The sequence below is a fragment of the Nocardioides albertanoniae genome (genome assembly GCF_006716315.1).
In the GTDB taxonomy this organism is placed as follows: Bacteria; Actinomycetota; Actinomycetes; order Propionibacteriales; family Nocardioidaceae; genus Nocardioides; species Nocardioides albertanoniae.
Window position 1 is genome coordinate 3,113,427 of record NZ_VFOV01000001.1, and the last position, 25,027, is coordinate 3,138,453.

24 protein-coding genes are annotated in these 25,027 nt (G+C 69.4%); 16 read left to right on the forward strand and 8 right to left on the reverse strand.

What is annotated here, in order from left to right; genetic code table 11:
- Positions 1-82 precede the first annotated feature (82 nt).
- From FB381_RS15015 to FB381_RS15025, 3 genes are all read left to right on the forward strand, one after another.
- Positions 83-2,587, forward strand: coding sequence for a DNA gyrase/topoisomerase IV subunit A (locus tag FB381_RS15015; RefSeq protein WP_141781032.1), 2,505 nt, complete (start codon positions 83-85; stop codon positions 2,585-2,587).
- Between the two features lie 74 nt (positions 2,588-2,661).
- Positions 2,662-3,381 (forward strand): LppX_LprAFG lipoprotein, encoded by a 720-nt coding sequence (locus FB381_RS15020; RefSeq protein WP_141781033.1) that lies wholly within the window; start codon positions 2,662-2,664, stop codon positions 3,379-3,381.
- Complete coding sequence (locus FB381_RS15025) at positions 3,378-5,117, forward strand: MFS transporter (RefSeq protein WP_141781034.1); 1,740 nt, start codon at positions 3,378-3,380, stop codon at positions 5,115-5,117. The genes FB381_RS15020 and FB381_RS15025 overlap by 4 nt, the downstream gene beginning before the upstream one ends.
- A 101-nt stretch (positions 5,118-5,218) precedes the next feature.
- On the opposite strand, the gene FB381_RS23930 is transcribed toward FB381_RS15025, so the two are convergent.
- Complete coding sequence (locus tag FB381_RS23930) at positions 5,219-5,362, reverse strand: GPGG-motif small membrane protein (protein ID WP_170225170.1); 144 nt, start codon at positions 5,360-5,362, stop codon at positions 5,219-5,221.
- Between the two features lie 336 nt (positions 5,363-5,698).
- Between FB381_RS23930 and FB381_RS15030 the strand changes: the two genes are divergently transcribed.
- The 3 genes from FB381_RS15030 (at position 5,699) to FB381_RS15040 (ending at position 6,899) form a co-directional block, all read left to right on the forward strand.
- Positions 5,699-6,370 carry a sigma-70 family RNA polymerase sigma factor gene (locus tag FB381_RS15030; RefSeq protein ID WP_246088126.1) on the forward strand — a complete coding sequence of 224 codons (672 nt, stop codon included), beginning with the start codon at positions 5,699-5,701 and terminating at the stop codon, positions 6,368-6,370.
- Positions 6,371-6,441: 71 nt separating this feature from the next.
- On the forward strand, positions 6,442-6,636 hold the full coding sequence (locus tag FB381_RS15035; RefSeq protein WP_141781036.1) for a hypothetical protein: 195 nt from the start codon (positions 6,442-6,444) through the stop codon (positions 6,634-6,636).
- Positions 6,633-6,899 carry a hypothetical protein gene (locus FB381_RS15040; protein ID WP_141781037.1) on the forward strand — a complete coding sequence of 89 codons (267 nt, stop codon included), beginning with the start codon at positions 6,633-6,635 and terminating at the stop codon, positions 6,897-6,899. The genes FB381_RS15035 and FB381_RS15040 overlap by 4 nt, the downstream gene beginning before the upstream one ends.
- Before the next feature lie 79 nt (positions 6,900-6,978).
- Here the strand turns inward: FB381_RS15040 and FB381_RS15045 are convergent, their stop codons facing one another.
- From FB381_RS15045 to FB381_RS15050, 3 genes are all read right to left on the reverse strand, one after another.
- On the reverse strand, positions 6,979-7,308 hold the full coding sequence (locus tag FB381_RS15045; protein ID WP_141781038.1) for a plasmid stabilization protein: 330 nt from the start codon (positions 7,306-7,308) through the stop codon (positions 6,979-6,981).
- A gap of 1 nt (position 7,309) precedes the next feature.
- A complete protein-coding gene (locus FB381_RS23935; protein WP_170225171.1) occupies positions 7,310-7,453 on the reverse strand; it encodes a hypothetical protein in 144 nt (47 codons plus the stop codon).
- A gap of 153 nt (positions 7,454-7,606) precedes the next feature.
- Entirely contained in the window at positions 7,607-8,227 is a 621-nt protein-coding gene (locus tag FB381_RS15050) for a helix-turn-helix transcriptional regulator (protein WP_246088127.1), read from the reverse strand.
- A gap of 228 nt (positions 8,228-8,455) precedes the next feature.
- Here FB381_RS15050 and FB381_RS15055 point away from each other — a divergent pair, with 228 nt between their 5' ends.
- Complete coding sequence (locus FB381_RS15055) at positions 8,456-8,695, forward strand: hypothetical protein (RefSeq protein ID WP_141781040.1); 240 nt, start codon at positions 8,456-8,458, stop codon at positions 8,693-8,695.
- Positions 8,696-8,698: 3 nt separating this feature from the next.
- On the opposite strand, the gene FB381_RS15060 is transcribed toward FB381_RS15055, so the two are convergent.
- The gene (locus tag FB381_RS15060) at positions 8,699-10,735 is read right to left on the reverse strand and encodes a M3 family metallopeptidase (protein WP_141781041.1); all 2,037 of its coding nucleotides are present in this window, start codon (positions 10,733-10,735) and stop codon (positions 8,699-8,701) included.
- 61 nt (positions 10,736-10,796) lie between these two features.
- Here FB381_RS15060 and FB381_RS15065 point away from each other — a divergent pair, with 61 nt between their 5' ends.
- The 5 genes from FB381_RS15065 to tuf all read left to right on the forward strand — a co-directional run bounded on the left by FB381_RS15065 (position 10,797) and on the right by tuf (position 18,671).
- Positions 10,797-11,291, forward strand: coding sequence for a beta-class carbonic anhydrase (locus tag FB381_RS15065; protein ID WP_141781042.1), 495 nt, complete (start codon positions 10,797-10,799; stop codon positions 11,289-11,291).
- 91 nt (positions 11,292-11,382) lie between these two features.
- Positions 11,383-12,168: an ABC transporter ATP-binding protein gene (locus FB381_RS15070; protein WP_211352446.1), complete on the forward strand. Its 786-nt coding sequence runs from the start codon at positions 11,383-11,385 to the stop codon at positions 12,166-12,168.
- A gap of 110 nt (positions 12,169-12,278) precedes the next feature.
- Entirely contained in the window at positions 12,279-14,909 is a 2,631-nt protein-coding gene (locus tag FB381_RS15075; protein WP_246088128.1) for an ABC transporter permease, read from the forward strand.
- A 10-nt stretch (positions 14,910-14,919) separates the two neighbouring features.
- Entirely contained in the window at positions 14,920-17,208 is a 2,289-nt protein-coding gene (locus tag FB381_RS15080) for an FdhF/YdeP family oxidoreductase (protein WP_141781043.1), read from the forward strand.
- Between the two features lie 275 nt (positions 17,209-17,483).
- On the forward strand, positions 17,484-18,671 hold the full coding sequence (gene tuf, locus FB381_RS15085; protein ID WP_141781044.1) for an elongation factor Tu: 1,188 nt from the start codon (positions 17,484-17,486) through the stop codon (positions 18,669-18,671).
- A 49-nt stretch (positions 18,672-18,720) separates the two neighbouring features.
- Here tuf and FB381_RS15090 read toward each other — a convergent pair whose 3' ends face one another.
- From FB381_RS15090 to FB381_RS15100, 3 genes are read right to left on the reverse strand one after another with little or no spacing between them, the layout of a single operon-like run.
- Positions 18,721-19,227 (reverse strand): PaaI family thioesterase, encoded by a 507-nt coding sequence (locus tag FB381_RS15090; RefSeq protein WP_246088129.1) that lies wholly within the window; start codon positions 19,225-19,227, stop codon positions 18,721-18,723.
- The gene (locus tag FB381_RS15095) at positions 19,224-19,634 is read right to left on the reverse strand and encodes a hypothetical protein (protein ID WP_141781045.1); all 411 of its coding nucleotides are present in this window, start codon (positions 19,632-19,634) and stop codon (positions 19,224-19,226) included. Before FB381_RS15095 ends, FB381_RS15090 begins: the two co-directional genes overlap by 4 nt.
- Before the next feature lie 8 nt (positions 19,635-19,642).
- Positions 19,643-21,646 (reverse strand): DNA gyrase/topoisomerase IV subunit B, encoded by a 2,004-nt coding sequence (locus FB381_RS15100; RefSeq protein WP_484213954.1) that lies wholly within the window; start codon positions 21,644-21,646, stop codon positions 19,643-19,645.
- Between the two features lie 460 nt (positions 21,647-22,106).
- Here FB381_RS15100 and FB381_RS15105 point away from each other — a divergent pair, with 460 nt between their 5' ends.
- The 4 genes from FB381_RS15105 (at position 22,107) to FB381_RS15120 (ending at position 24,995) form a co-directional block, all read left to right on the forward strand.
- Positions 22,107-22,334, forward strand: a complete 228-nt coding sequence (locus FB381_RS15105; protein WP_211352447.1) for a DUF7455 domain-containing protein — start codon at positions 22,107-22,109, stop codon at positions 22,332-22,334.
- A 97-nt stretch (positions 22,335-22,431) separates the two neighbouring features.
- Positions 22,432-22,917, forward strand: a complete 486-nt coding sequence (locus FB381_RS15110) for a DUF456 domain-containing protein (RefSeq protein ID WP_141781047.1) — start codon at positions 22,432-22,434, stop codon at positions 22,915-22,917.
- 147 nt (positions 22,918-23,064) lie between these two features.
- Positions 23,065-24,525: an APC family permease gene (locus tag FB381_RS15115; protein WP_141781048.1), complete on the forward strand. Its 1,461-nt coding sequence runs from the start codon at positions 23,065-23,067 to the stop codon at positions 24,523-24,525.
- Positions 24,522-24,995, forward strand: a complete 474-nt coding sequence (locus tag FB381_RS15120; protein WP_211352448.1) for a universal stress protein — start codon at positions 24,522-24,524, stop codon at positions 24,993-24,995. Before FB381_RS15115 ends, FB381_RS15120 begins: the two co-directional genes overlap by 4 nt.
- Positions 24,996-25,027 lie beyond the last annotated feature (32 nt).

The window sequence follows — 25,027 nt, forward strand, 5'->3', positions numbered from 1 at the left end:
CGCGGCACCGACCTGTCCCGACTTCGCCCCAACCGGCGAGCCCGGTGTGAGACTCGCACAAGGATTCGAGACAATGCGCCTTATGGCACGCGGAAAGACGAAGCAGGACGTCCCGGACGACTTCGAGGAGCACATCCTCGACACCGACATCGGTGACGAGATGCGATCCTCGTTCCTGGAGTACTCCTACTCCGTCATCTACTCGCGGGCGCTGCCCGACGCCCGCGACGGCCTCAAGCCCGTGCAGCGCCGGATCCTCTACACGATGAACGACATGGGCGTACGCCCCGACCGCGGTCACGTGAAGTGTGCGCGCATCGTCGGTGAGGTGATGGGCAAGCTGCACCCGCACGGTGACGGCGCGATCTACGACGCCCTGGTGCGGATGGCGCAGCCGTGGGCGATGCGGCTGCCGATGATCGACGGGCACGGCAACTTCGGCTCCCCCGGTGGCGACGACCCCGCTGCCGCGATGCGTTACACCGAGGCCCGGATGGGTCTGGCCGCGCAGGCGATGACCGAGGACATCAAGGAAGACACCGTCGACTTCCGCCCCAACTACGACTCGCGGGAGATGGAGCCGAGCGTGCTCCCCGCGGCGATCCCCAACCTGCTGGTCAACGGTGCCACCGGCATCGCGGTCGGCATGGCCACCAACATGGCCCCGCACAACCTGGTCGAGGTCGTCTCCGCCGCGCGCCACCTGATCAAGCACCCCGGCGCCGAGCTCGACACCCTGATGAAGTTCATCCCGGGGCCCGACCTGCCCACCGGCGGCACCATCGTCGGGCTCGACGGGATCAGGGATGCGTACGAGACGGGCCGGGGCTCCTTCAAGATCCGCGCCACCACGCGGATCGAGCCGTTCGGGCGCCGCAAGGGCATCGTGATCACCGAGCTGCCGTTCAACATCGGCACCGAGAAGATCATCGAGCGCGTCAAGGTGCTGGTGCAGTCGAAGAAGATCCAGGGCATCGCCGACCTCAAGGACCTCACCGACCGTGAGCACGGCACCCGCCTGGTCATCGAGATCAAGAACGGCTTCGTGCCCGAGGCGGTGCTCGAGCAGCTCTACAAGATGACCCCGCTGGAGGACTCCTTCGGCATCAACAACGTCGCGCTCGTCGACGGCCAGCCGCGCACTCTCGGCCTCAAGGAGCTGCTCGAGGTCTTCCTCGGCCACCGCTACGACGTCGTGCGGCGCCGCTCGCAGTTCCGCCGCGACAAGGCCGCCGACCGGCTGCACCTGGTCGACGGTCTGCTGATCGCGATCCTCGACATCGACGAGGTCATCCAGCTGATCCGCTCCTCGGAGAACGCCGGCGAGGCCAAGGAGCGGCTGATGACCGTCTTCGACCTGAGCCAGGCGCAGGCGGAGTACATCCTCGACATGGCGCTGCGCCGGCTGACGAAGTTCTCCAAGATCGAGCTGGAGAAGGAGCGCGACGACCTGCGCGCCACCATCGACTACCTCGACTCGATCCTCAACGACGACGACCTGCTCCGCAAGGTCGTCTCCGACGAGCTCGGCGAGGTCGCCAAGACGTTCGGCACCCCGCGGCGCACCGTGCTGCTCGCCTCCGCCGGCTCCCCGGCGCTGGAGTCGATGAGCCTCGAGGTCGCCGACGACCCGTGCTTCGCGCTGCTCTCCTCGACCGGGCTGCTCGCCCGCTCGAGCGACGCGGCGCCCTACGAGACCGCCTTCACGGGCCACGTGGCCTCCGGCGGCGGCCGCGCCAACCACGACGTCGTCACCTCGGTGGTGCCGGCGACCGCGCGCGGACAGATCGGCGTGCTGACCTCCCGCGGGCGCCTCGTACGCCTCGGTGTGCTCGACCTGCCCGCGATGCCTCCGACGGCCGGTGACCCCAACCTGTCCGGTGGGCTGCCGCTGTCCGCGCTGCTCTCGCTGGAGTCCGACGAGCGCGCGCTGGCGCTGACCACGCTGGCCACCGAGGGCCCCGGCATCGCGCTCGGCACCAAGCTCGGTGTCGTCAAGCGGGTCAACCCCGAGGTGCTGCTCAACAAGGACGAGTGGGAGATCATCAAGCTCGCCGACGGCGACGAGGTCGTCGGCGCCACCCAGCTGCGCACCGGCGAGGAGTCGCTGGTCTTCGTCACCTCCGACGCCCAGCTGCTCCACTTCCCCGCCGACGGCGTCCGTCCGCAGGGCCGCAGCGCCGGCGGTGTGGCGGGCGTGCGGATGGCCCACGGCTCCCGGGTCGTCTTCTTCGGTGCGATCTCCGCCGAGCATCCCGAAGGTGCCTGTGTGGTCACCGTGGCCGGGTCGTCCTCCGCCCTGCCCGGCACCGAGACCGGCTCGGTGAAGACCACGCCGTTCAGCGAGTTCCCGGCCAAGGGCCGGGCCACCGGCGGCGTACGCGCCCATCGCTACCTCAAGGGCGAGGACTCCCTGGCCTTCGCCTGGGTCGGGGCCGCGCCCGCGCTCGCCGCTGCCGCCTCCGGCGCCCCGATCGACCTGCCCGACATCGACCCGCGCCGTGACGGCTCCGGGGTGCCGCTCGAGCAGCCGATCGACGCCGTCTCGGGCCCGGTCGCCAACCTGTTCCCGGCCTCCGCCGGCTGAGGCCGCGCGGGTGGGGGCGATCAGAACCCACCCGCGCGACCCCGAACCTGGTCCGACGTGACATCCTGACCCGCATGCTCACGACTCTGGGGCGACACCTGCCACGCCTCGCATTCGCACTCGTCGCCCTGCTCGCCGCGCTCCTCGTGATGACCTCGTGCGGCGACGAGGACCCGACGAAGGGGCGTACGCCGAAGCAGGTGCTCGCGGCGGCGCAGAAGACCCTCGACGAGACGAGCGGGATCAACTTCTCGATCGCCTCCGACAACCTGCCCGAGGGCGTCACGACGCTGAAGAAGGCCTCCGGCACGCTGACCCGCAAGCCTGCTTTCGAAGGCACTCTGACGGTGCCGGTGATGGGCACCGAGGCTCAGGTCGACGTCGTCTCGGTCGACAACGTGGTCTACGCGAAGCTGCCGTTCACGACCTCGTTCCAGAAGCTCGACCCGGCCGACTACGGCGTGCCCGACCCGGCCGGGCTGATCGCGCCCGACAGCGGCATCTCCTCGCTGCTCGCCTCGACGCAGGGGCTCGAGCTCGGCAAGTCGGTGCGTGGCGGCGCCGACAACAAGGAGATCCTCTCCACCTACACCGGCACGCTGCCCGACACCGCGGTCAAGAAGGTGCTGCCCGGCGCTGCCGGCGAGTTCGACGTCACCTACGTCGTCAACGACTCCGACGAGCTCACCGAGGCCACCATCAAGGGGCACTTCAGCGGTGAGGGCGAGGCGGCCTACTCCTACACGATCGACGTGAGCGAGTACGACGTCGAGAAGGCGATCGCCAAGCCGTGAAGGCCATCTTGTGGCTGGGAGCGATCGCGGTCGCGTTCGCCGCCGCCGACACCTACGTCGTCGTGCTGGCGCTGCCCGACATGATGGCCGGCGTCGGGCTCTCGATCGAGGAGCTGCAGCGGGCCGCGCCGTTGATCTCAGGTTTCCTGCTGGGCTACGTCGCGGTGCTGCCGCTGATCGGACGCCTCGCCGACCTGTTCGGCCACCTGCCGGTGCTCGTGGGCGGGCTGATCGTCTTCGCCTTCGGCTCGTTCCTGACCGCGCTGTCGTGGGACCTGGCCGCGATGGTCGTCGGCCGGTTCTTCCAAGGGCTGGGCGGCGGGGCGCTCGTGCCGGCGACGCTGGCGCTGGTCGCGGCGCTCTATCCGGTGGAGCGCCGTGGGGTGCCGCTCGGGCTGGTCTCGGCGGTCCAGGAGCTCGGTTCGGTGCTCGGCCCGCTCATCGGCGCCACCGTCCTCGCGCTCGCCGACTGGCGGGCGATCTTCCTCCTCAACCTCGTCGTCGGCGTCGTGCTGGCGGTGGCGATCCGGCAGCTCGGCCGCTCGGAGCGCGCCGGCCGGCCAGACCGGGAAGGCCGGGCAGGCCGCGGGCTGCCCGACCTGGTCGCCCTGGCGCTGTTGCTGCTCGCCGGCGCCGCGTTCATGCTGCTGGCGATCGAGCCGACCGCGCTCGTGCAGGATCTGACATGGGGCGCGCTCTACGTGCCCGCGGCCGGCTCGACGCGCTGGCTGACGCCGCTCGGCCTGATCACGATCGTGGCCACCGTCGGGTTCGTGGCCACGTGGGGCCTGCGGCCCGGCGTACGCAGCGTGCTCCGGCGCATCGCGGCCGAGGTCGATCTGCTCGGGGCGCTGCTGCTCTCGATCGCCCTGGCCGGTGTGATCCTGGCGTTCGCGACCGCAGACCCCGAGGTGGCGGTCTTCTCCGAGCAGGGCGTCTGGTATCTGGTCGCCGCCGGGTTGGCGCTGCTGGGTCTCGTCGTCCACCTGCGCCGTGCACCGGACCCGATCGTGCCGCGTGGTGCGTTCACCCGCTCCCCCGCCTGGGGCTCGGTGCTGGTCTCGTTCTTCGTCGGCGCCGCGCTGGTGGCGGCGCTGATCGACGTGCCCCTCTTCGCCCGCACGACGATCTACGGCGAGAGCCAGCTGAAGGCGGCGCTGGTGCTGCTGGAGTTCCTGGTCGCTCTGCCCGTCGGTGCGATCGCGGGAGGCTTCCTCCTGCGGCGTCTGCCGGCGGGAGTGATAGCCGGCGGCGGCATGCTGCTCGCCGCCGTGGCGTTCGGGTTCATGGCGCGCTGGGACGCCGACGCGCTCCGCTCGATGTCGGCGACGGTCGTGCTGGTCGCCGGCGGCCTCGGCTTCGGGCTCGCCCTGGCCCCGATCAACGCCGCGATCCTGGCCACCACCGAGCAGTCGATGCACGGCCTGACCACGTCCTTCACGGTCGTGGCGCGCATGGTCGGCATGCTGGTCGGCATCTCGGCCCTGACCACCATCGGCCTGCGCAGCTACTACTCCGCCCAGGCCGACCTGCCCTCGCTCTCCGACGTCTGCACCGGTGGCGGCATGTGCGCGGAGTATCAGGACCTGCTCGTCGGCGCCGCCATCGCCCAGGAGCACACCGTCTTCGCCGGCGCAGCCGTCTGCGCCGGCATCGCCGCGCTGCTCTCCGTGGTGCTTCTGCGCGGCGCGCAGACCCGCGCGCTCACCCCGAGCGAGACCGTCACCGCACTCTGAGGCCTCGCCCAGGCCCAGCAACGCCACAGCGCCCTGCGACGCGAGTCGCAGGGCGCTGTGGATCTACGGGCGCACAGGTGCGCCCCCGAGAGCCGTCAGGGCTAGCCGAAGATGCTCACGCCGCCGGGGCCGACCAGAAGGCCGACCACGATCAGCACGATCCCCCACAGCATCTGGCCACGGACCAGAGACACGATGCCGCTGATCACCAGGACTGCCGCGATCAGCCAGAGTACTAATGCCATTCGATCTCACCTCGGTGTGTAGTTGTGGTTTGTGCAGACGAGCTCAGTACCCGACGGGTGAGACTCTCACCCTCACCCCGATGGGTGATGTGCCATCCGGGAGACGCACCCCCGAGGGTGAAATCTGTCGGCTGGCCGCTGACCGGCGCGGTCCTCTGGCAGAAAGGAGTCATGACGACCGCACAGTCCGATGAACATGTCGATCCCCGGCCCGATGCCGAGCTCTTCGAGACCAATTTACCGCGCGCGGAGCGCCGGCATCGGACTTCGCGACTCTTGGATCAGGCCGCCCAGACGCAAGGGGCGACCCACGATCGCCTCGTCGATGAGGTGATCATGCTCAACGCCAGCGTCGCCCGCTCGATCGCACACCGATATGCCGGTCGGGGCATCGCGCAGGCTGATCTCGAGCAGGTCGCGTACGTCGCACTGGTGCGTGCGGCGAAGGGGTTCCATCCCGACCGTGCCGACGACTTCTTGACCTACGCGGTGCCGACCATCCGGGGTGAGGTCAAGAGGTGGTTCCGTGACCACGGCTGGACCGTGCGTCCGCCGCGGCCCGTCCAGGAGCTGCAGAGCACGCTGCTGCGGATCGGGTCGGAGCGGGGCAGCCTGCCGGTCTCCGAGCTGGCCGAGGTCGCGCACGTACCGGAGCAGCGGGTGCGCGAAGCGCTCGACGCCCGCGGCTGCTTCACCCCGACCTCGCTCGACGCTCCCCTGCCCGCGGCCGATGATCGCTCCACCGGCACGGTGGCCACGCTCGGCGACACCCTGCCCGGCACCGACGGCGGTCTGGCCGGCTGCGAGACCCGGCTGGCGTTGGAGCAGGCGATCCGTACGCTGCGCCCGCGCGACCAGCAGGTGGTGCGCATGCGCTATCTCGAAGACCGTGGCCAGGCCGAGATCGGCGAAGCCATCGGCGTCACCCAGACGCAGGTCTCCCGGATCCTGGACCGGATCATCGACCAGCTGCGCGGCCAGCTCGGAGACCTGGACCACGCCGCTTGAGACCCGTGCATGCGGCCGTCGACGGCGGGTACCGTCGACACGTGCCGTCCCCGACACGAAGGAGATCTGACATGGCATTCTCAACGATCACCGGCGAGCGCGACGACATCGGCCAACGCTCGATGTGGAACGGCGCCTCACCGCAGAGCACCTGGCAGGAGTCGTCCTGGGGCAAGCGCATCGGCGCGATCGCTGCCGTCCTGGTCCCGATCGGGCTCGCCGTCGCTCTCGTGATCCGCAACGCCCAGGCAGGTGAGTCGAAGTGAAGACCAAACGCAACCTGTTCGTCTTCGCCCTCGGTGGTGCCGCCGGGTTCATCCTCGGCCGCTACCCCCGCGAAGCCCTCGAGAAGGCCCGCGGCGTGGCCGGCGCCGGTGTCGGCGTGGCCCGCGACCGCGTGGGCCCCGCGGCAGCCGCCAAGCTGCCCCTCAACCGCACCGGCGGCCATCGTGCCGCCACCGCCCAGGCTCCGGGCAGCGACGGTGTCATCAACGGCACCTCGCCGTACGCCTCGAAGGCGCATCCGTGAGCACAGCCCCGAAGTCATGACGTACGCCGCCGGCCCTCTCCAGGGCCGGCGGCGTACGTCGTCGGGTCGGGTCCGCTCCTCAGGAACGCCCGACAGCCCGCTCGAGCTCGGCCTTGGTCATGCTCGAGCGGCCGGTGACGTTCTTGGTCTTGGCCTCCTCGTAGAGCTGGGCCTTGGTGCGGCCGCCGGGTCCTTCATGGCTGCGCAGGCCGCCGCGGCGTCCGGAGGAGATGTCGTCGGTGGAGGTGCGGCTCTTCTCGTCTGCCTCGCCGCTGCGAGCGCGCTCCTTGTTCACGGTGCGCGCGGCGATCTCCTCGGCGGTGTCCTCGCTCTCCCCGCGGTCGAGCGCGCCCTCCTTGATGTGCTCGTACTGCCGTTCGCGCTTCTTGCTCCACTTCTCCTGCGGCATGTCACTGCTCCTCTCGAGGCTGTTCGAGGCGGTCCTCGTCCTCGGCGACGTGCTTGTTGCGCCTGGCGTCGCCCCTCCAGGCGGCCAGGGCGACAAGGACGACGACCGCCGCGATCACGATGAAGACGACTACTGGAGTGCTCATGGTGTTGCGGTACCCATCATCGGCCCGGATACGCGGCGCCGGAGTGGATCAGAGGTCGTCACTCCTGCGAGAAGAAGGCCGCGGCCTCGACAGTGCCGAGACCGCGGCATCGACGACGCACCCGTGGTGTCACTCCCGCCAGCCGGTGGGAAGTCACCCAGACCGCTCCGCCGATGTTCCTGCGGTAACCATCTGGGCGCCCACGGATGCGCCCGACTCCGAAGATTCCTGGTCGGAGGGAGCAAGACCGTGGGTGATCGCCCAGCTGACGGCCTGGCTGCGGCTGGAGACCCCGATCTTCCGGTAGGCCTGACGGATGTGGCTCTTGAGCGTGTTGACGCTCAGCAGCAGCTTGGCGGCGATCTCCTTGTTGGAGAGCCCCTGGGTGATCAGCGCCAGCACCTCGAGCTCGCGAGTGGTGAGCCCGGCGACCGGACCCACCTCGGGCTCGGGCTCGCCGACCGGCTCACCGAGCGCGGTCAGCTCGATGCTGCGTACGAGGTCTCCGGCGTGCACGTCCATCGAGACCCACGACGTGGCTCCGAGGGCGTGGGCGTGCGCCCGCAGGTCGGGGCGGGTCTCGCGGTTGAGCACCAGGATCTTGGCATCGGTCTCGTGCACCAGGTGCTCGAGGTCGGCGCCGTCGCCGAGGTGCAGCCCGATGGCGTCGTAGACGATCACGTCGACGCCGGGGGCCTTGCTGCGCACGGCCGGGAGCGAGATGACCACCAGCCGGTCGGGGAAGTCGGCAAGCATCGTGGTCACCCCGCGCATGACGATCTCCTGCGGACTGACCACAGCGACGCGAACCGCCCCCAAACGCCTCATTCCTGAACCATCTCAGATCCACCGACGGCGCGCAGGTGTATCACCTCCCGCGTCGCGCGTGCGCAAGGCAACATCCGGTCCGGGTGAGTCGTCGCCCGCTCCGGGGTACGTTGTTGGGACGCATCCGCAACGCTCGAGGACCGACACAGGTTCGGTCTCAGATGGGAGCTCGACATGGTCACGAATGGCACCCAAGGCAACAACGACCCGAGCGGCACGCCGGGCGACGACAGCGAGACCGCCCCCATCACCGCTCCCACGCCGGAGCGGGTGAAGGAAGAGGGCGAGCACCACGAGGCGGGCTCGGAGTTCGACAGCCAGGACGAGACCGAGATCGAGACCTTCCCGGCCAGCGACCCGCAGTCCAGCTGGGCCGGACCGGCAGACCCGCGCGACCGTCCCAGCCCCAGCTGATCCTCAGACCAGCCCGCGGCGCTCGAGCAGCGGCTCGATCGGCGCGGGGCGCCCGCGCCACTCCGCATAGGACTCCAGCGGGTCGCGGGTGCCCCCGATGCCGATCACGTGGGTGACGTACTCCTCGCCGTTCTCCCTGGTCAGGCCGCCGTTCTCCTTGAACCAGGCGACGGTGTCGGCGTCGAGCACCTCCGACCAGATGTAGGAGTAGTAGGCCGAGGCGTAGCCGCCGAAGATGTGCTTGAAGTAGGCCGTGTAGTAGCGCGCCCGCACTGCTGGGTTGTCCAGCCCGACGGCTGAGAGCGCGGCCGCCTCGAAGTCACCCACCGCATCGGGCGCGGTCGGCACCTCGTCGGGGCCGAGCTCGTGCCAGGCGAGGTCGATCAGCGCGGCACCGAGATACTCCGACGTCGCGAACCCCTCGCCGAAGGCGGCCGACGCCTCGAGCTTGCCGAGCACGTCGGCCGGGATCGGCTCGCCGGTCTCGTGGTGCACCGCGTAGTTGGCGAGCACCTCGGGCCAGAGCATCCACATCTCGTTGACCTGGGAGGGATACTCCACGAAGTCACGGAAGACGGCGGTCGCCGCGAAGCGCGGGTAGGTGGCTCGCGCGAGCAGCCCGTGGAGCGCGTGGCCGAACTCGTGGAAGAGCGTGGTGACCTGATCGAACGTCAGCAGCGTCGGCTCCCCCGGCGCGGGCCTGGGCACGTTGAGGTTGTTGGTCACGATCGCCGAGGGCTCGCCCAGGAGCGTGTTGGCGGTGACGTAGGAGTTCATCCATGCGCCACCCTTCTTCGAGTCACGCGTGTAGAGGTCGAGCAGGAAGAGGCCGATAGGGGTGCCGTCGCGGGAGACCTCGAAGACGCGCACCTCGGGGTGGTAGCCCTGCAGGTCGGGGCGCTCCTCGAAGGAGAGCCCGTAGAGCTTGCCGGCCGCGAAGAACACTCCGTCGTGGAGCACCCGGTCGGCCTCGAACCATGGCCGCAGCACGGCCAGGTCGACGTCGTACGCGGAGACCCTGACCTTCTCGGCGTAGAAGGGCCAGTCCCACGCCTGGATCGGGCCATGCCCGATCTCCGGGGCAGCAGAGGCCTCCAGGGCGGCCTGCTCGGCCCGGGCGTTGCGAGCAGCCGGCGCGGCGAGCCGCTCCAGCATGTCGCGCACCGCCTTCGGTGTGCCGGCGGTGTTGCCGGCCGTCACCAGCCCGGCATAGCTGTCGAAGCCCAGCAGCCGCGCCTTCTCGGCCCGCAGCCTCAGCGCGTCGAGCGCGATGGCGCGGGTGTCGTTGTCGTTGCCGCGCGAGCCGCGGGCGATCTGCGCCTCGAAGAGCCGCTTGCGCAGGTCACGGTTCTCCAGCACCGACAGGTAGGGGTGGGCGGTGAACAGGGTCAGCGTGATCAGGAACTTGCCCTCGAGGCCGCGCCCGGCGGCGGCAGCGGCCGCCGCCGAGATCTCCCCCGGCGTCAGGCCGGCCAGCTCCTCGACCGTGTCGACGACCACGGCGAGATCGTTGGAGTCGGCCTGCGATGCCTGGGAGAAGGCGGCTTCCAGCGTCGAGAGCTCCTGGTTGAGCTCGCGCAGCCGCGCCTTGTCATCCGCACCGAGGGCAGCGCCGGCGAGCACGAGGTCGTGGTGGTAGCGCTCGACCAGGTAACGGTCCTCCCCCTCCAGCTCGGCCCGGTTCTCGTAGACCGCGCTGACCCGTGCGAACAGCGCGTCGTCGAGCAGCAGCGCGTCATGATGGGCGGCCAGCCGCGGAGCGTACGTCGCATCGAGCTCGTCCAGGGCCTCGGAGGAGTCGGCGGAGAGCAGCGAGAAGAAGACCCGTAGCACTCGATCGAGGCGCTCGCCGGAGCGCTCCAGGGCAACGAGAGTGTTCTCGAACGTCGGCTCCTCGGGCGAGGAGGTGATCGCCGCCAGCGCCTCGAGCTGCTCGGCCATCCCCTGCTCGATAGCCGGGCCGTAGTCGTCGATCTCGATGTCCGCGAAGCGCGGCAGACGGTGGGGCAGGTCGCTGGGCTCGAGTAGGGCGTCGATCACATCGCGCACGCTATCTGACACACGTCGAGGCCGTCGTCGACATATCGGCTACCTTGAGTTCATGCCCGACTTCGATGACCTCCTCGCCGCGAACCAGACCTACGCCCAGACGTTCGATGACGGCGGTTTCGACGGCGTGGCCCACGCCGGGGTCGCGATCGTGACCTGCATGGACTCGCGCATCGAGCCGTTGGCCATGCTCGGGCTGGGTCTCGGCGACGCGAAGATCTTCCGCAACCCGGGTGGCCGGGTGACGGTCGCCGCGATGGAGGCGCTCGTGCTCGGCGTGCACCTGCTCAACGTCGACCGCATCCTGGTCGTGCCGCACACGCGCTGCGCGGTCGCCTCCAACTCCGAGGCCGAGCTGCGCGCCAAGCTCACCGAGTCCGCCGGCCAGGACGCCTCGTGGCTCCATCTCCACGTGGTCGACGACCAGGTCCGCGCGCTGGCCGAGGATGTCGCCAAGGTGCGCTCGCACCCGCTCGTCCCCGACCACGTCAAGGTCGGCGGGTTCATCTACGACGTCGACACGGGCCTGCTCAACCAGAAGATCTGAGCCCGTGCACCCGCTCGCGAAGAGATCGATCGGGACAGGACCTGCCGAGAAAAGGCATGCGCCCCAACCAGGGGTAGGTAACAGTTGACGCGTGACCGTCACAGATCAGGCACAGCCTGAGATCGCCGCCCAGGCGATCGACCTGCACAAGACCTACGGCAGGGGTGATGCCGAGGTCCGCGCGCTCGACGGTGTCAGCCTCGACCTCCACGCCGGGCAGTTCACGGCCATCATGGGTCCCTCCGGCTCGGGCAAGTCGACGCTGATGCACTGCCTGGCCGCGCTCGACAAGCCCAGCACCGGCGAGGTCGTCGTGGGTGGTCGCCGGTTGAGCAGGCTGCGCGATCGCCGGCTGACCGCGCTGCGCCGCGACAGCATCGGCTTCGTCTTCCAGGCGTTCAACCTGGTTCCGACCCTGACCGCGCAGGAGAACATCCTGCTGCCGCTCTCGCTGGCCCGCAAGAAGCCGGATCCGGCGTGGTTCGACCAGGTCATCGACACCGTCGACCTGCGGCCACGCCTCCACCACAAACCGAGCGAGCTCTCCGGCGGCCAGCAGCAGCGGGTCGCGTGCGCCCGGGCGCTGGTCTCCAAGCCCGACATCGTCTTCGCCGACGAGCCGACCGGCAACCTCGACTCCACCTCGGCCGCGCAGGTGCTCGACTTCCTGCGTCACAGCGTCGACGACCTGGGTCAGACCATCGTGATGGTCTCCCACGACCCCGTCGCCGCCTCCTACTGCGACCGGGTGATCTTCCTGGCCGACGGTCGCGTGGTCGACGAGCTGGCCCGTCCCAGCCGGGAGCAGATCCTCGCCCACATGGCCGACCTGCAGTCGCGGGCGATGGGGCTTGCCCCGATCGGCGAGGGCGCCTGAGGTGAACGATCCTCAGCGAATGAACCCGCGAGGCGGGGAGGTGGCGGCATGAACGAGCGTCAGCGAGTGAATCAAACAATCGGCACGCCGCCACGTCCGTACACTGGCGCTTGCGCAACGAGGGTGGCGGCGTGCTCCGGCTGACGCTGCGCAACCTCGCCGCGCACAAGGTGCGGCTGCTGATGTCGACGCTCGCCATCGTGCTGGGGGTTGCCTTCCTGGCCGGTGTGCTCACCTTCTCCCACGGCCTGGACCGCACCTTCTCGGGCATCATCAACGGCTCCACACCAGATGCCCAGGTGCGCCCGACCAACAGCGGCACCGCTGCCGAGAGCGCTCGCCCCGGCGGGGGCGGCGGCGCGATGCTGGGTCCGAAGACGATCCAGAGGCTGCGGGAGCTGCCGGAGGTCGCCCGCGCCGACGGCGAGGTGCAGGGCTCGGGACTCTTCGTGCTCGACACCGAGGGAAAGCTGGTCAACAGCTCGGGCGCCCCGACGCTGGCGTTCAACCATTCCGGTGCCCGCAACCTCCTCGGCGAGCCGATGCTCGACCTCGACCGGGGCCGCTGGGCGCAGACGCCGAAGGAGATCGTGCTCGACGGGTCGACGGCGAAGAAGGCCGGCTACTCCGTGGGCGAGACCATCACGCTGATCGCCCCGCGGGGCGAGACCCGCCGCAAGGTCACCCTCACCGGGATCGCCGCCTTCAACGGCGGCGGCACCGCCGGCGCCCAGCTGCTCGTCTTCAGCACCGAGGGCGCCCAGAGCCTGTTCGCCGACGGCAAGGACACCTACTCCGGGGTGTCGCTGAGCGCCGCCCCCGGCGTCACCCAGAAGGAGCTGGCCGCAGCCGCGAGCGCGGTCGTCCCGAAGGGGTTCGAGGCGGTCACCGGCGACCAGGTGGTCGAGGAGTCCGAGGACGCGATCGGTGACTTCCTCGACGTGATCTCGGTCTTCCTGATCGTCTTCGCGGTCATCGCCGTGATCGTTGGCGCTTTCATCATCGTCAACACCTTCTCGATCCTGATCGCCCAGCGCTCGCGTCAGCTGGCGCTGCTGCGCGCCCTGGGCGCCTCCCGGCGCCAGGTGACCACCTCGGTGCTCTTCGAGGCGCTGGTGATGGCGCTCGTCGCGGCCACCGTCGGCATCCTCGCGGGCTGGGCGCTCGCCCACGGCCTGGCCGGCGCCTTCCGGCAGGCGGGGCTCGAGATCGCCTCCGACGTGCTCGTCCTCACCCCACGTACCATCTGGATCTCCTACGCCGTCGGCGTGCTCGTCACGCTCGCAGCGGCACTCCTCCCCTCCCGCCGGGCGGCGAAGGTGCCGCCGGTGGCGGCGATGCGCGAAGACACGCAGCCTCCGGCGCGATCCACGGCACTGCGTACGTCGGCGGGAGTCATGCTGCTGGCCGCCGGACTGGTGCTCGCGGCCATGCCGCGGATCGGGATCCCCGATATCAGCTTGCCCGGAGGAGTCGACGTGCCGACGAGCCCCGCGCTGTGGGTGGGCGTCGGGGCCGGGATCTCGATCCTCTCGGTCGCCTGGATCAGCGCCTTCCTCGGTCGCCCGGTGCTGGCGGCGCTGCGTACGGTCTCGGGCCTGGTCTTCGGGATGACCGGCAAGCTGGCCGGGCAGAACGCGATGCGCGACCCGCGGCGCACCGGCGCCACTGCCTCGGCGCTGATGATCGGGCTGGCTCTGGTCTCGCTGATCGGGGTGCTCGCGGCCTCGATGAACGCCTCGATCTCCGATGTCGTCGAGGATCAGTTCAAGCCCGACATGGTCGTGCAGAGCCCCACGTTCACCTCGTTCCCGACCTCGATCGGCGACGAGATGGAGAAGGTCGAGGGCGTCGCCACCGTCTCGCGCTCCCAGATCGCGCAGGCGGTCGTCGGCAAGGTCGACCCGCGCAATCCGAAGAACAACGAGGCCGCGTTCGTCTTCGGCGTCGACCGGGAGATGCCGCAGATCTACGACCTCGACGTGCTCGAGGGCAGCGAGCAGGTCAAACCCGGTCAGGTGCTGGTCACCGACGAGGCCGCCGAGGAGCACGAGTGGCGCCTCGGCGACCGCATCGACCTCACCTTCCGCAGCGGGCGCCAGCTGCACCCGCAGATCAGCGGGATCATCGCGAAGACCCAGGTGACCGGTGACATCACCGCGCGCATCGAGGACCTGGCCGACGCCAAGGTGCCGCGCGAGGATGCCTCGCTGAGCATCCTGCTGGCCCGCGGCGCCGACGCCGCCACCGTCCACGACCGCCTCGACAAGCTGGTCGAGGATCGTCCGGTGGTCGCCGTGCAGGACAAGAAGGAGTTCGCCGACTCGATCAAGGGGCAGGTCAACCAGCTGCTCTACATGATCTACGGGCTGCTGGCGCTGGCCATCGTCATCGCCGTCATCGGCATCGTGAACACCCTCGGGCTCAGTGTCATCGAGCGCACCCGCGAGATCGGGCTGCTGCGCGCCATCGGTCTCTCCCGCGGCCAGCTGCGGCGGATGATCACCCTGGAGTCGGTGACGATCGCGGTGCTCGGCGCCGTGCTCGGCCTCGGGCTCGGCGTGCTCTTCGGGGTGCTGCTGCGCGACGCGCTGCGCGAGGATCTCTCCAGTCTCTGGGTGCCGCTGGGCCAGCTGGCGGCCTTCTTGGGGATCGCTGTGGCCGTCGGCGTGCTCGCCGCGGTCCTTCCCGCGATCCGCGCCGGTCGCGAAGACGTACTCAAGGCGATCGCCACGGAGTAGCCTGCGGGGGATGAGCACCGAGCGCCCCACAGACCTGCCGGAGACCCCGGCCGAGACCCTGCCCGAAGCCGCCCTCCGTGTCGGCGAACCGGCGACCGCGTCGGTCGGGGTCTCGGGGGTGCTGCACTCCATGGACTACGCGCTGCGCGAGATGGGCCCCAAGCGCAGCCTGCAGACCCTCCTGAAGCTCAACCAGGTCGACGGCTTCGACTGCCCTTCGTGCGCCTGGCCCGACCCCGACCACCGCAAGGCCGCCGAGTTCTGCGAGAACGGCGCCAAGGCCGTGGCCTGGGAGGCCACCCGCAAGCGGGTCGGCCGCGACTTCTTCGAGGCCAACTCGGTGGCCTCGCTCAAGGCCCACGACGACCACTGGCTGGAGTCGCAGGGGCGGCTGACCGAGCCGATGTATCTCGCGCCGGGCGCGACCCACTACTCCCCCATCCAGTGGTCGGATGCGATCGAGCTCATCGCCGACCGGATGCGCGCGAGCGACCCCGACCGATCGGTCTTCTACACCTCCGGTCGCGCCTCCAACGAGGCCGCGTTCGTCTACCAGCTGCTCGCGCGCCGGCTGGGCACCAACAACCTGCCCGACTGCTCCAACATGTGTCACGAGTCCAGCGGCACCGCGCTGAGCGAGGTGCTCGGCATCGGCAAGGGCACCGTCACCTACGACGACATCGCCGAGCACGCCGATCTGATCCTCGTGGTGGGCCAGAACCCCGGCACCAACCACCCGCGGATGCTCACCGCGCTCGAGTCCGCAAAGCAGCACGGCGCCGCCATCGTGTCGGTCAACCCGCTGACCGAGGCCGGCCTCGGCACGTTCCGCAACCCGCAGACGCTGCGTGGCGTCAGCGGCGTCGGCACCAAGCTCGCCGACCTCCACGTGCCCGTACGCGTCAACGGCGATCTGGCGCTCTTCGCCGGGATCAACAAGGCGCTGGTCGCCCGCGGAGCCGTCGACGACGCGTTCCTGGAGGAGCACACCGACGGGTTCGAGGTCGCCTCCGAGGCGTGGGCCGCGATGGAATGGGACGAGATCTCCCAGCTGAGCGGCATCTCGCGCCAGGAGATCGAAGAGCTCGCCGACCTCGTCGAGGGTCGAGAGCGCATCATCGTGTGCTGGGCGATGGGGCTGACCCAGCACAAGAACTCGGTCGCCACCATCCGCGAGATCGCCTCCTTCCTGCTGCTGCGCGGCAACGTCGGCAAGCCCGGCGCAGGGGCCTCGCCGATCCGCGGTCACTCCAACGTGCAGGGCGACCGCACGATGGGCATCTGGGAGAAGCCGCCGGCGTCGTTCCTCGACGCGATCCGCGACGAGTTCGGCTTCGAGCCGCCACGCGAGGAGGGATTTGACACCGTCGCCGCGATCGAGGCGATGCGCGACGGCGCCGTCGACGTCTTCCTCGCCCTGGGCGGCAACTTCGCGGCGGCGACCCCCGACACCTCCGTCACCACTGCCGCGCTGGCCAACGTCGGTCTCACCGTGCAGATCTCCACCAAGCTCAACCGCAGCCATCTCGATCACGGGCGCGAGGCACTGATCCTGCCGTGCCTGGGGCGCACGGAGCGGGACGAGACCGGGGGCCGGGAGCAGCGCGTCACGGTCGAAGACTCGATGGGCATGGTGCACGCCTCCCGTGGCCGGCTGCTGCCGGGCTCGAAGGAGCTGCGCAGCGAGGTGGGCATCCTCTGTGCTCTCGGCGAGGCCCTGTTCGGCTCCGAGGACGCCGTCGACTGGGCCATGATGGGGCTCGACTACTCCCGGGTGCGCTGGCACATCTCCGCGGTGGTGCCCGGTTTCGAAGACTTCGAGGCGAGGCTGAAGGCGCCCGGCGGCTTCGCCCTCCCCAACGGCCCCCGCGACTCGCGCACCTTCAACACGGCCACCGGCCGGGCCCGCGTCACCGCCAACCCGCTCAGCGCGGTCTCGGTGCCGCCCGGCCACCTGCTGCTGCAGACCCTGCGCTCCCACGACCAGTTCAACACCACCGTCTACGGCTACGACGACCGCTACCGTGGCGTCACCGGCGGGCGCCATGTCGTCTTCGTCAACCCCGACGACCTCGACGAGCTCGGCATCGACGACGGCCAGACGGTCGACATCGTCTCGGTCTGGACCGACGGCGAGCGCCGCGCCGAGAAGTTCCGCGTCGTCTCCTACGCCACCCCTCGTGGCTGCGCGGCGGCCTACTTCCCGGAGACCAACGTGCTCATCCCCCTCGACTCCTACGCCGACGGCAGCCGCACCCCGACCTCGAAGTCGGTCGTCGTACGCCTCGAGGCACGCTAGGAATTACTTTGCGGGGTCCGATGTTGATGCCTGACGTGATCAGCATGTTCCGCGTGGTTTCCGAGATCGACCTGTCAGGCAACGGCCTGACGGGCGCTCCCACGTGGGCTCCGTCAGTCGATTGCACCGGCGCTCGAAGCTGACCCTCCTCCTGCTCAGCAGGACCCGCGGAGGAGGGTGGCCCGCACCGGCCCCCTCTGCGCGGTGACAGCGCTGCGAGGGCTTGCCGGAGGGTCCTGGCTCACCCCGAATCTTCTGACAGGCAAGGAAATCTCATGGCCAAGAGCCAGTTCGTGCGGACCAAGCCGCACCTCAACATCGGGACGATGGGGCACGTCGACCACGGCAAGACCACTCTGACCGCTGCGATCACCAAGGTGCTCGCCGAGCGCGACCCGAGCGTGAACCAGTTCGTCGCCTTCGACGGCATCGACCGTGCCCCGGAGGAGGCGCAGCGCGGGATCACGATCAACGTCTCGCACGTCGAGTACGAGACCGCGACCCGGCACTACGCGCACGTCGACATGCCCGGGCACGCCGACTACGTGAAGAACATGATCACCGGCGCCGCTCAGGTCGACGCCGCCATCCTGGTCGTCTCCGCCCAGGACGGCGCCATGCCCCAGACGCGGGAGCACGTGCTGCTCGCGCAGCGAGTCGGCGTGCCCTACCTGGTGGTCGCGCTCAACAAGGCCGACACCGTCGAAGACCCGGAGCTGCTCGACCTGGTCGAGCTGGAGGTGCGTGAGCTCCTCTCCGACTACGGGTTCCCCGGCGACGACGTGCCGGTCGTGCGGGTCTCCGGGCTGAAGGCGCTGGAGGGCGACCCGACGTGGACCGCCGCGATCGGTGACCTGCTCGACGCGATCGACGGCTACGTCCCGGTGCCGGTCCGCGAGGTCGACCAGCCGTTCCTGATGCCGATCGAGAACGTCGTCACCATCTCGGGGCGCGGCACGGTGGTCACTGGTGCCGTGGAGCGCGGTTCGCTGAAGCTCGGCGACCGCGTCGAGGTGGTCGGCCTCGGCCCGACGCTCACCACGACGGCGATCGGTCTGGAGATGTTCGGCAAGTCGCTGGAGTCCGCCGAGGCGGGCGACAACGCGGCGGTGCTGCTGCGTGGCGTGAAGCGCGACGAGGTGCGACGCGGCCAGGTGGTGACGCTGCCGGGCAGCGTGCAGCCGCACCGGAAGTTCCGGGCGACCTTGCACGCGCTGTCCACGGCCGAGGGCGGGCGACACACGCCGTTCGCCGCGGACTACCGGCCGCAGTTCTACTTCCGGACGACCGACGTGCCCGGCGGCATCGACCTGGGTGAGATCGCCCTGGTGATGCCGGGCGACACGGTCGAGCTCGGAGTGGAGCTGGAGAGGCCGGTCGCGATGAACATCGGCCTCGGCTTCGCGGTCCGCGAAGGCGGTCGCACCGTCGCCGCCGGCACCGTGACCGAGCTGCTGGACTGACTCGACCGACAAGAAACGGCCCCCGACTCACGTCGGGGGCCGTTCCCGTTCAGCTCCGCGGGCGCCACCGCTTCCACAGCGCCTCGCCCTCGGCGCGAACCTTGCCGTCCCACTCGAGCCGGACCACCGCGGTGATCTGGTCCTCACTGGCATCCTTGGTGGAGGCGACGAGCGTGACGGGCTCCTTCAGCGGAGCCGGCCGGCGGTAGCGTACGTCGATGCCTGCCGTCACATAGGCCAGCGACTGACCCTCGGCGGGCATCCAGCCGTTCAGGAAAGCCTCCTGGTGCACGGCGGCGGCGCTGTGACAGTCGAGGAGCGTCGCGATGACCCCGCCGTTGAGGAATCCGCCGCCGTTGTCGTGCTGGGGCCACGGCTGGAAGGTCGCGGTCACGCTCCCGTCCAGCTGCGGGTAGCTCTTCAGCCGGAGCCCGTCCGAGTTGGCCGGGCCGCACCCGAAACAGGTCATGTCCGGCCACCACTCGTCTTGCAGCGCGATCATCTTCACCGCGCCACCATAGCCCGCCGACCGGCCGGCGAGACGGCGAAGACTCACTCCCCCAGCAACGTACGCAGCGACTGGTCGACCAGCGGTCGGCCGAGGTCGCCGGCGCTCAGCGCGGCGCGCAGCGCGGCGACGGAGTCGATCTCGGTGACCCGGGCGACGAGCGCGCCGACCTCCGCGCCCATCTCGGCGGGGGTGGTCGCCGAGACCGAGCGGTCGAGCAGGAGCGGGCAGTCGACCGGGCCGCCCTCGGGCTCGGGATGGTCGAGCGCCGCGACCCAGCAGCCGACCTCGAACCGCAGCGGCGAGCTCGGGCCGGCGCTCTGCGCGCGCAGGTCGACATACCAGACGATCTCGTCCTTCTTCGGGTCACCGAGCCGGTGGTGACCCTTGCGCAGCGGCATGCCGCCGGCCTTGAAGGCCTTGGTCGCTGCGGCGCGTGCCGCCTTCTGGTCCATCCGGGCGCCTAGAAGTCGAGGTCGTCTTCGGAGAGCTGGCCGCCGCCGGCGACGATGAACTCCTTGCGCGGGGCGACCTCGGAGCCCATCAGCAGGTCGAAGACCCCCGCGGCGGTGTCGGCGTCGTCGAGGGTCAGCCGGCGCAGGGTGCGGTGACGCGGGTCCATCGTGGTCTCGGCCAGCTGGTCGGCGTCCATCTCGCCCAAACCCTTGTAGCGCTGCACCGGGTCCTTCCAGACGACGTTCTTCTTCTTCAGCTCGGCGAGCCGGCGCTGCAGCTCGGCGTCGGAGTAGGTGTAGATGTACTTCTCCATCCCCTTCTTCGGGTTGGAGATCTCGATCCGGTGCAGCGGCGGGACGGCGGTGTAGACCTTCCCGGCGGCGATCAGGTCGGGCATGTACTTGAAGAACAGGGTCGCCAGCAGCGTACGGATGTGGGCGCCGTCGGAGTCGGCGTCGGCCATGAAGATGATCTTGCCGTAGCGGGCCGCGTCGAGGTCGAAGCCACGGCCCGTGCCGGTGCCGACGACTTGGATGATCGCGGAGCACTCGGCGTTCTTCAGCATGTCGCCGACCGAGGCCTTCTGCACGTTCAAGATCTTGCCGCGGATCGGCAGCAGCGCCTGGAACTCGGAGTTGCGGGCCACCTTGGCGGTGCCGAGCGCGGAGTCACCCTCGACGATGAACAGCTCGGCACGCTCGTCGGTGGTGCGGCAGTCGGCCAGCTTCGAGGGCAGCGCGGAGGACTCCAACGCGTTCTTGCGCCGCTGGTTCTCCTTCTGCTGGCGCAGCGAGAGGCGGGTCTTGGAGGCGGCGTAGACCTTCTCCATCACCAGCTTGGCCTGCTGCTTCTGCGCGCCGCGCGACTCGCTGAGGAACTTCTTCATCTCTGCGGAGACGACCTTGCGCACCACGCTGCGAGCCGCCGGGGTGCCGAGGATCTCCTTGGTCTGTCCCTCGAACTGCGGCTCGGCCAGGCGCACCGTCACCACCGAGGTCAGCCCCTCGAGGATGTCTTCCTTGACGATGTCCTTGTCGTTGACCTTGAGCACCTTGGCCGCGCGCATGGCGTCGTTGAAGGTCTTGGTCAGCGCGTTCTCGAAGCCGCTGACGTGGGTGCCGCCCTTCGGGGTGGCGATCACGTTGACGAAGGAGCGGATCTCGTTGTCGTAGCCGCTGCCCCAGCGCACCGCGATGTCGACCCCGAGCTCACGCTCGACGTCTTGAGCCATCATGTGGCCGGAGTCGTCGAGCATCGGCACAGTCTCGGTGAAGGTGTCCGAGCCCTGGAGGCGGAGCACGCTGCTGACCGGCTCGTCCTTGGCCAGGAAGTCGACGAACTCGGCGATGCCGCCGTCGTGGCGGAACTTCTCCTCGGCGGGGTCGTCGCCGGAGAGGTCGCGGATGACCAGCTCGAGGCCCGGCACGATGAACGACGTCTGCCGAGCACGGCCCAGGAGCCCCTCGATCTCGAAGCGGGCGTCCTTGGTGAAGATCTGCCGGTCGGGCCAGAACCGGATGCGGGTGCCGGTCTTGCCCTTGGCGACCCGCTTGCCCTTGCGCGTCAGCCCGGACTGCGGCGTGAACTCGGCCCTCGGCCCCTCGCCCGCGAACACACCGGGTACGCCGCGCCGGAACGAGAGCCCCTGCTGGGACGGCGAACGGTCCACATCGATGTCCATCCGCTCCGAGAGCGCGTTGACCACCGAGAGACCGACACCGTGCAGACCGCCGGTGGCGTTGTAGGAGCCGCCGCCGAACTTGCCACCCGCGTGCAGCTTGGTCGCGACCACCTCGACACCGGGCAGGCCCGTACGCGGCTCCTTGTCGGTGGGAATGCCGCGACCGTCGTCGTAGACCTCCACCGAGCCGTCGGGGTGCATCGTCACCTCGACGTGGCCGGCGACCCCTGCCAGCGCCTCGTCGACGCCGTTGTCGATGATCTCCCACAGACAGTGCATGAGGCCTCGGGTGTCGGTCGACCCGATGTACATGCCTGGACGCTTGCGCACCGCCTCGAGTCCCTCGAGGACGAGGAGGTGCGCGGCGTTGTAGGTGTTGTCAGAGATGATCGGCTCCTGGCTGTGCTGTGTTGCTGCGCGTGGTGCTCGGGGCGCTGTGGGGTGGTCCTGGAACGAAATCTACCGTGCGACACGCCCGGGTCTTGTGCAGGCACGCGGCAACCGGTTCGGCTCCCCTATCAGCAACCCTTCGCTGCGTCATGAGGAAGAACACATCGGTCGTGATCGGTCCGTTACGTGGAACTTGCGGGTTTCGATGCACGAAATGATCGGTCGACAGGTAAGAATGTCTCCACGGACAGCGATGTCCCGCGGGGGAGGTCCCACCCGCGCCCCCCAACCAGAGCGACAACTGCAAGGATTAGAGGTGCGACGAAGGTAAGAGTCCTCGAGGAGACGCTAGCCATCTAGGGAATCTTCTACGGCTCACGTACGTTATCCCGTCGCAATCATGATCAGAAATGAGGCCGATGTGACCACTGCCGTTGCCACCAGCTCGCCGCTCACCTCCGCGGACCGTTGCGACCGGTGCGGAGCGCAGGCCTACGTACGCGCGGAGCTCAGCTCCGGCGGCGACCTGCTGTTCTGCGCCCACCACGCCCGCGAGCACGGCGAGAAGCTCAAGGAGATCGCTTCGACGATCACCGACGAGACGCACAAGCTCACCGAGAAGAGCTGACCCGCCCACCGACTCCACGTAGGCCCGGACCACGATGGTCCGGGCCTACGTCTGTCCTGGGGCCGTCACGCCGGCCTCATCATCTAGTGTTCGCCCCGTGAGCCTCGTCGAAGTCATCGTCGCGCTGGTCATTGCCTTCGGCATCGCCGGCATCATCGTCCCCATCCTTCCCGGCGGGGCGCTGCTCGTCGCCGCCGCGATCCTCGGCTGGGCAATCTGGCTGGGAGAGACCACCGGGTGGGTGATCTTCGGCATCTCCGCCGCCCTGATCGCCGTCGGGCTGATCACCAAGTACGCCATCCCCGGCAAGCACCTCAAGGACTCCGGGATGCCGCTGTCCACCCAGGTCGCCGGTGGGCTGCTCGCCATCGTCGGCTTCTTCGTGATCCCTGTGGTCGGCATCTTCGTCGGCTTCCCGCTCGGCATCTTCCTCGCCGAGCTGCGCCGCCACGGCGGTGACACCGTCGCCGCGAAGACGTCGACCTGGACCGCGCTCAAGGCGGTCGGCCTGTTCATCCTGATCGACGCCATCGCCGCCACCCTCGCCACGATCACCTGGGTCGTGGGGCTCTTCCTCACCTGACGCTCCCCCGGGCCGTACGTCTCCCTCTCCCGATGGATTCGAGGCGTGCTGTCGGCACGGCATCGAGGCCAGGTCGGTGATGCATGCTTGACATGGTGGCCAGGACAGGGTCGGGTTGGATGATCGACAACCCACTCGGGAGGCACCGTGTCATCGACAGCCCCAGAGCTCGACCACCCCGACGACGGTGACCTGAAACGGTCCATCACCGGTCGGCTGCTCTTCTTCTACGTCCTCGGCGACGTCCTCGGCTCAGGCGTCTACGTGCTGATCGGCCTCGTCGCCGGTGCGGTGGGCGGCGCCTTCTGGCTCGCCTTCGCCGTCGGCGTCAGCATCGCCACCATCACGGGGCTCGCCTACGCCGAGCTCGTCACCAAGTATCCCCAGGCCGCCGGAGCCGCGCTCTACGTCAACAAGGCCTTCCGCAACACGTTCCTGACCTTCCTGGTCACCATCTGCATGCTCTCGGCCAGCTTCGCGGCCGCCGGGTCGCTGGCCACCGGGTTCTCCTCCTACTTCGCGGAGGTCTGGGCGCTGCCGCCGGCGTTGCTCGTCGCGATCGTCTTCGTGCTGGTGCTCGCGGTGGTCAACTTCATCGGCATCACCGAGTCGGTCGTGATCAACATGTTGATGACGTTCGTCGAGATCGCCGGGCTCGTCATCATCATGGTGATCGGGGCGATCCACGTCGGGCGCGGCGACGCCGACTTCGCGGTGCTCGCCGACTTCTCCACCGACGGCAACCCGATCTTCGCGATCGTGGCTGGGGTCGCGCTGGCATTCTTCGCCATGACCGGGTTCGAGAATGCCGCGAACGTCGCCGAGGAGACCGTCAACCCGGCCAAGACCTTCCCGCGGGCTCTCGTCGGCGGCATGGCCGCGGCCGGGGTCATCTACGTGATCGTGGCGATGACCGCCGCGCTCACGGTGCCGCTCGACCAGCTGGCCGAGTCGCCGGCCGCGCTGCTCGAGGTCGTCAAGGAGGGCATCCTGCCGCTCCCGGTCGGCTTCATGACCGTGCTCTTCGCGGTCATCGCGATGGTGGCGATCACCAACACCACGCTGGTCGCCGTCGTCACCGAGTCGCGCATCCTCTACGGCATGGCCCGTGAAGACGTCGTGCCCGGAGTCTTCGCGAAGATCCACCGCGCCCGACGCAGCCCTTGGGTGTCGCTGATCTTCGCCGCTGCCGTGGTGATCGGCCTGCTGGTGATCGGCAAGCTGCTCTCACAGGCCGGCGTCGGCATGGACGTCGTCGCCCGCCTGGCCACCGTCACGGTCGTGTTCACCCTGTTCATCTACGGCCTCGTCATCGTCTCCGCTCTCAAGCTGCGCGGGTCCGACGAGAGCCCGGACACCTTCCGCGCCAGCACCGTCCTGCTCTGCGTCGGCCTGCTCGGCAACGCGATCCTGCTCGTCTACGTGATCGTCGACGACCCGACGTCGCTGTGGTGGTGCGCAGGGCTCCTCGGCCTGGGCCTGGCCCTGTACGCCGCCGAGCGCCTGTTCGGTCACCGCGACCGGCCCGACGGCGTGGAGAGAGGCGAGCCGACCCCGGGCAGCGACGACGTCGTCGAAGACGCACCGCACAGAGGAGAGAGCTCATGACCGGCATGCACGTCATCATCACCACCGACGGGTCTCGGCAGTCGCTCCAGGCTGCCCGCAAGTTCAAGTCCTTCGCCGACCCCGACAAGATCAGCGACATCTCCCTGATCGCCGTGGTCCGGCCGCTCGCGGCCGTGGGTTTCTCCGACGACCTCGCGCCGTCGAAGGCCTCGAAGTTCGAGTCACTCGACTTCCGCAAAGCTGCCGAGTCGGCACTGGCGTCGGTCGCCGCCGAGTTCGCCGACTGGGGGCCCAAGGTGCACAAGAAGATCCGGAGCGGCTCGCCGGCCAACGAGATCATCAAGGCGGCCTCCCAGATCGGAGCCGGCCTCATCGTGGTCGCGGCCGGTGGCCGGGGCCTGAGCGAGACGGTGCTGATGGGCAGCACGGCCCAGCGCATCCAGCACTATGCGCCGTGCCCGGTGCTCGTCGTACGCCCGACCCAGCGCAAGCCGCGCCGCAAGGCCTGAGACGACGAACGCCCTCCCGGAGATCCGGGAGG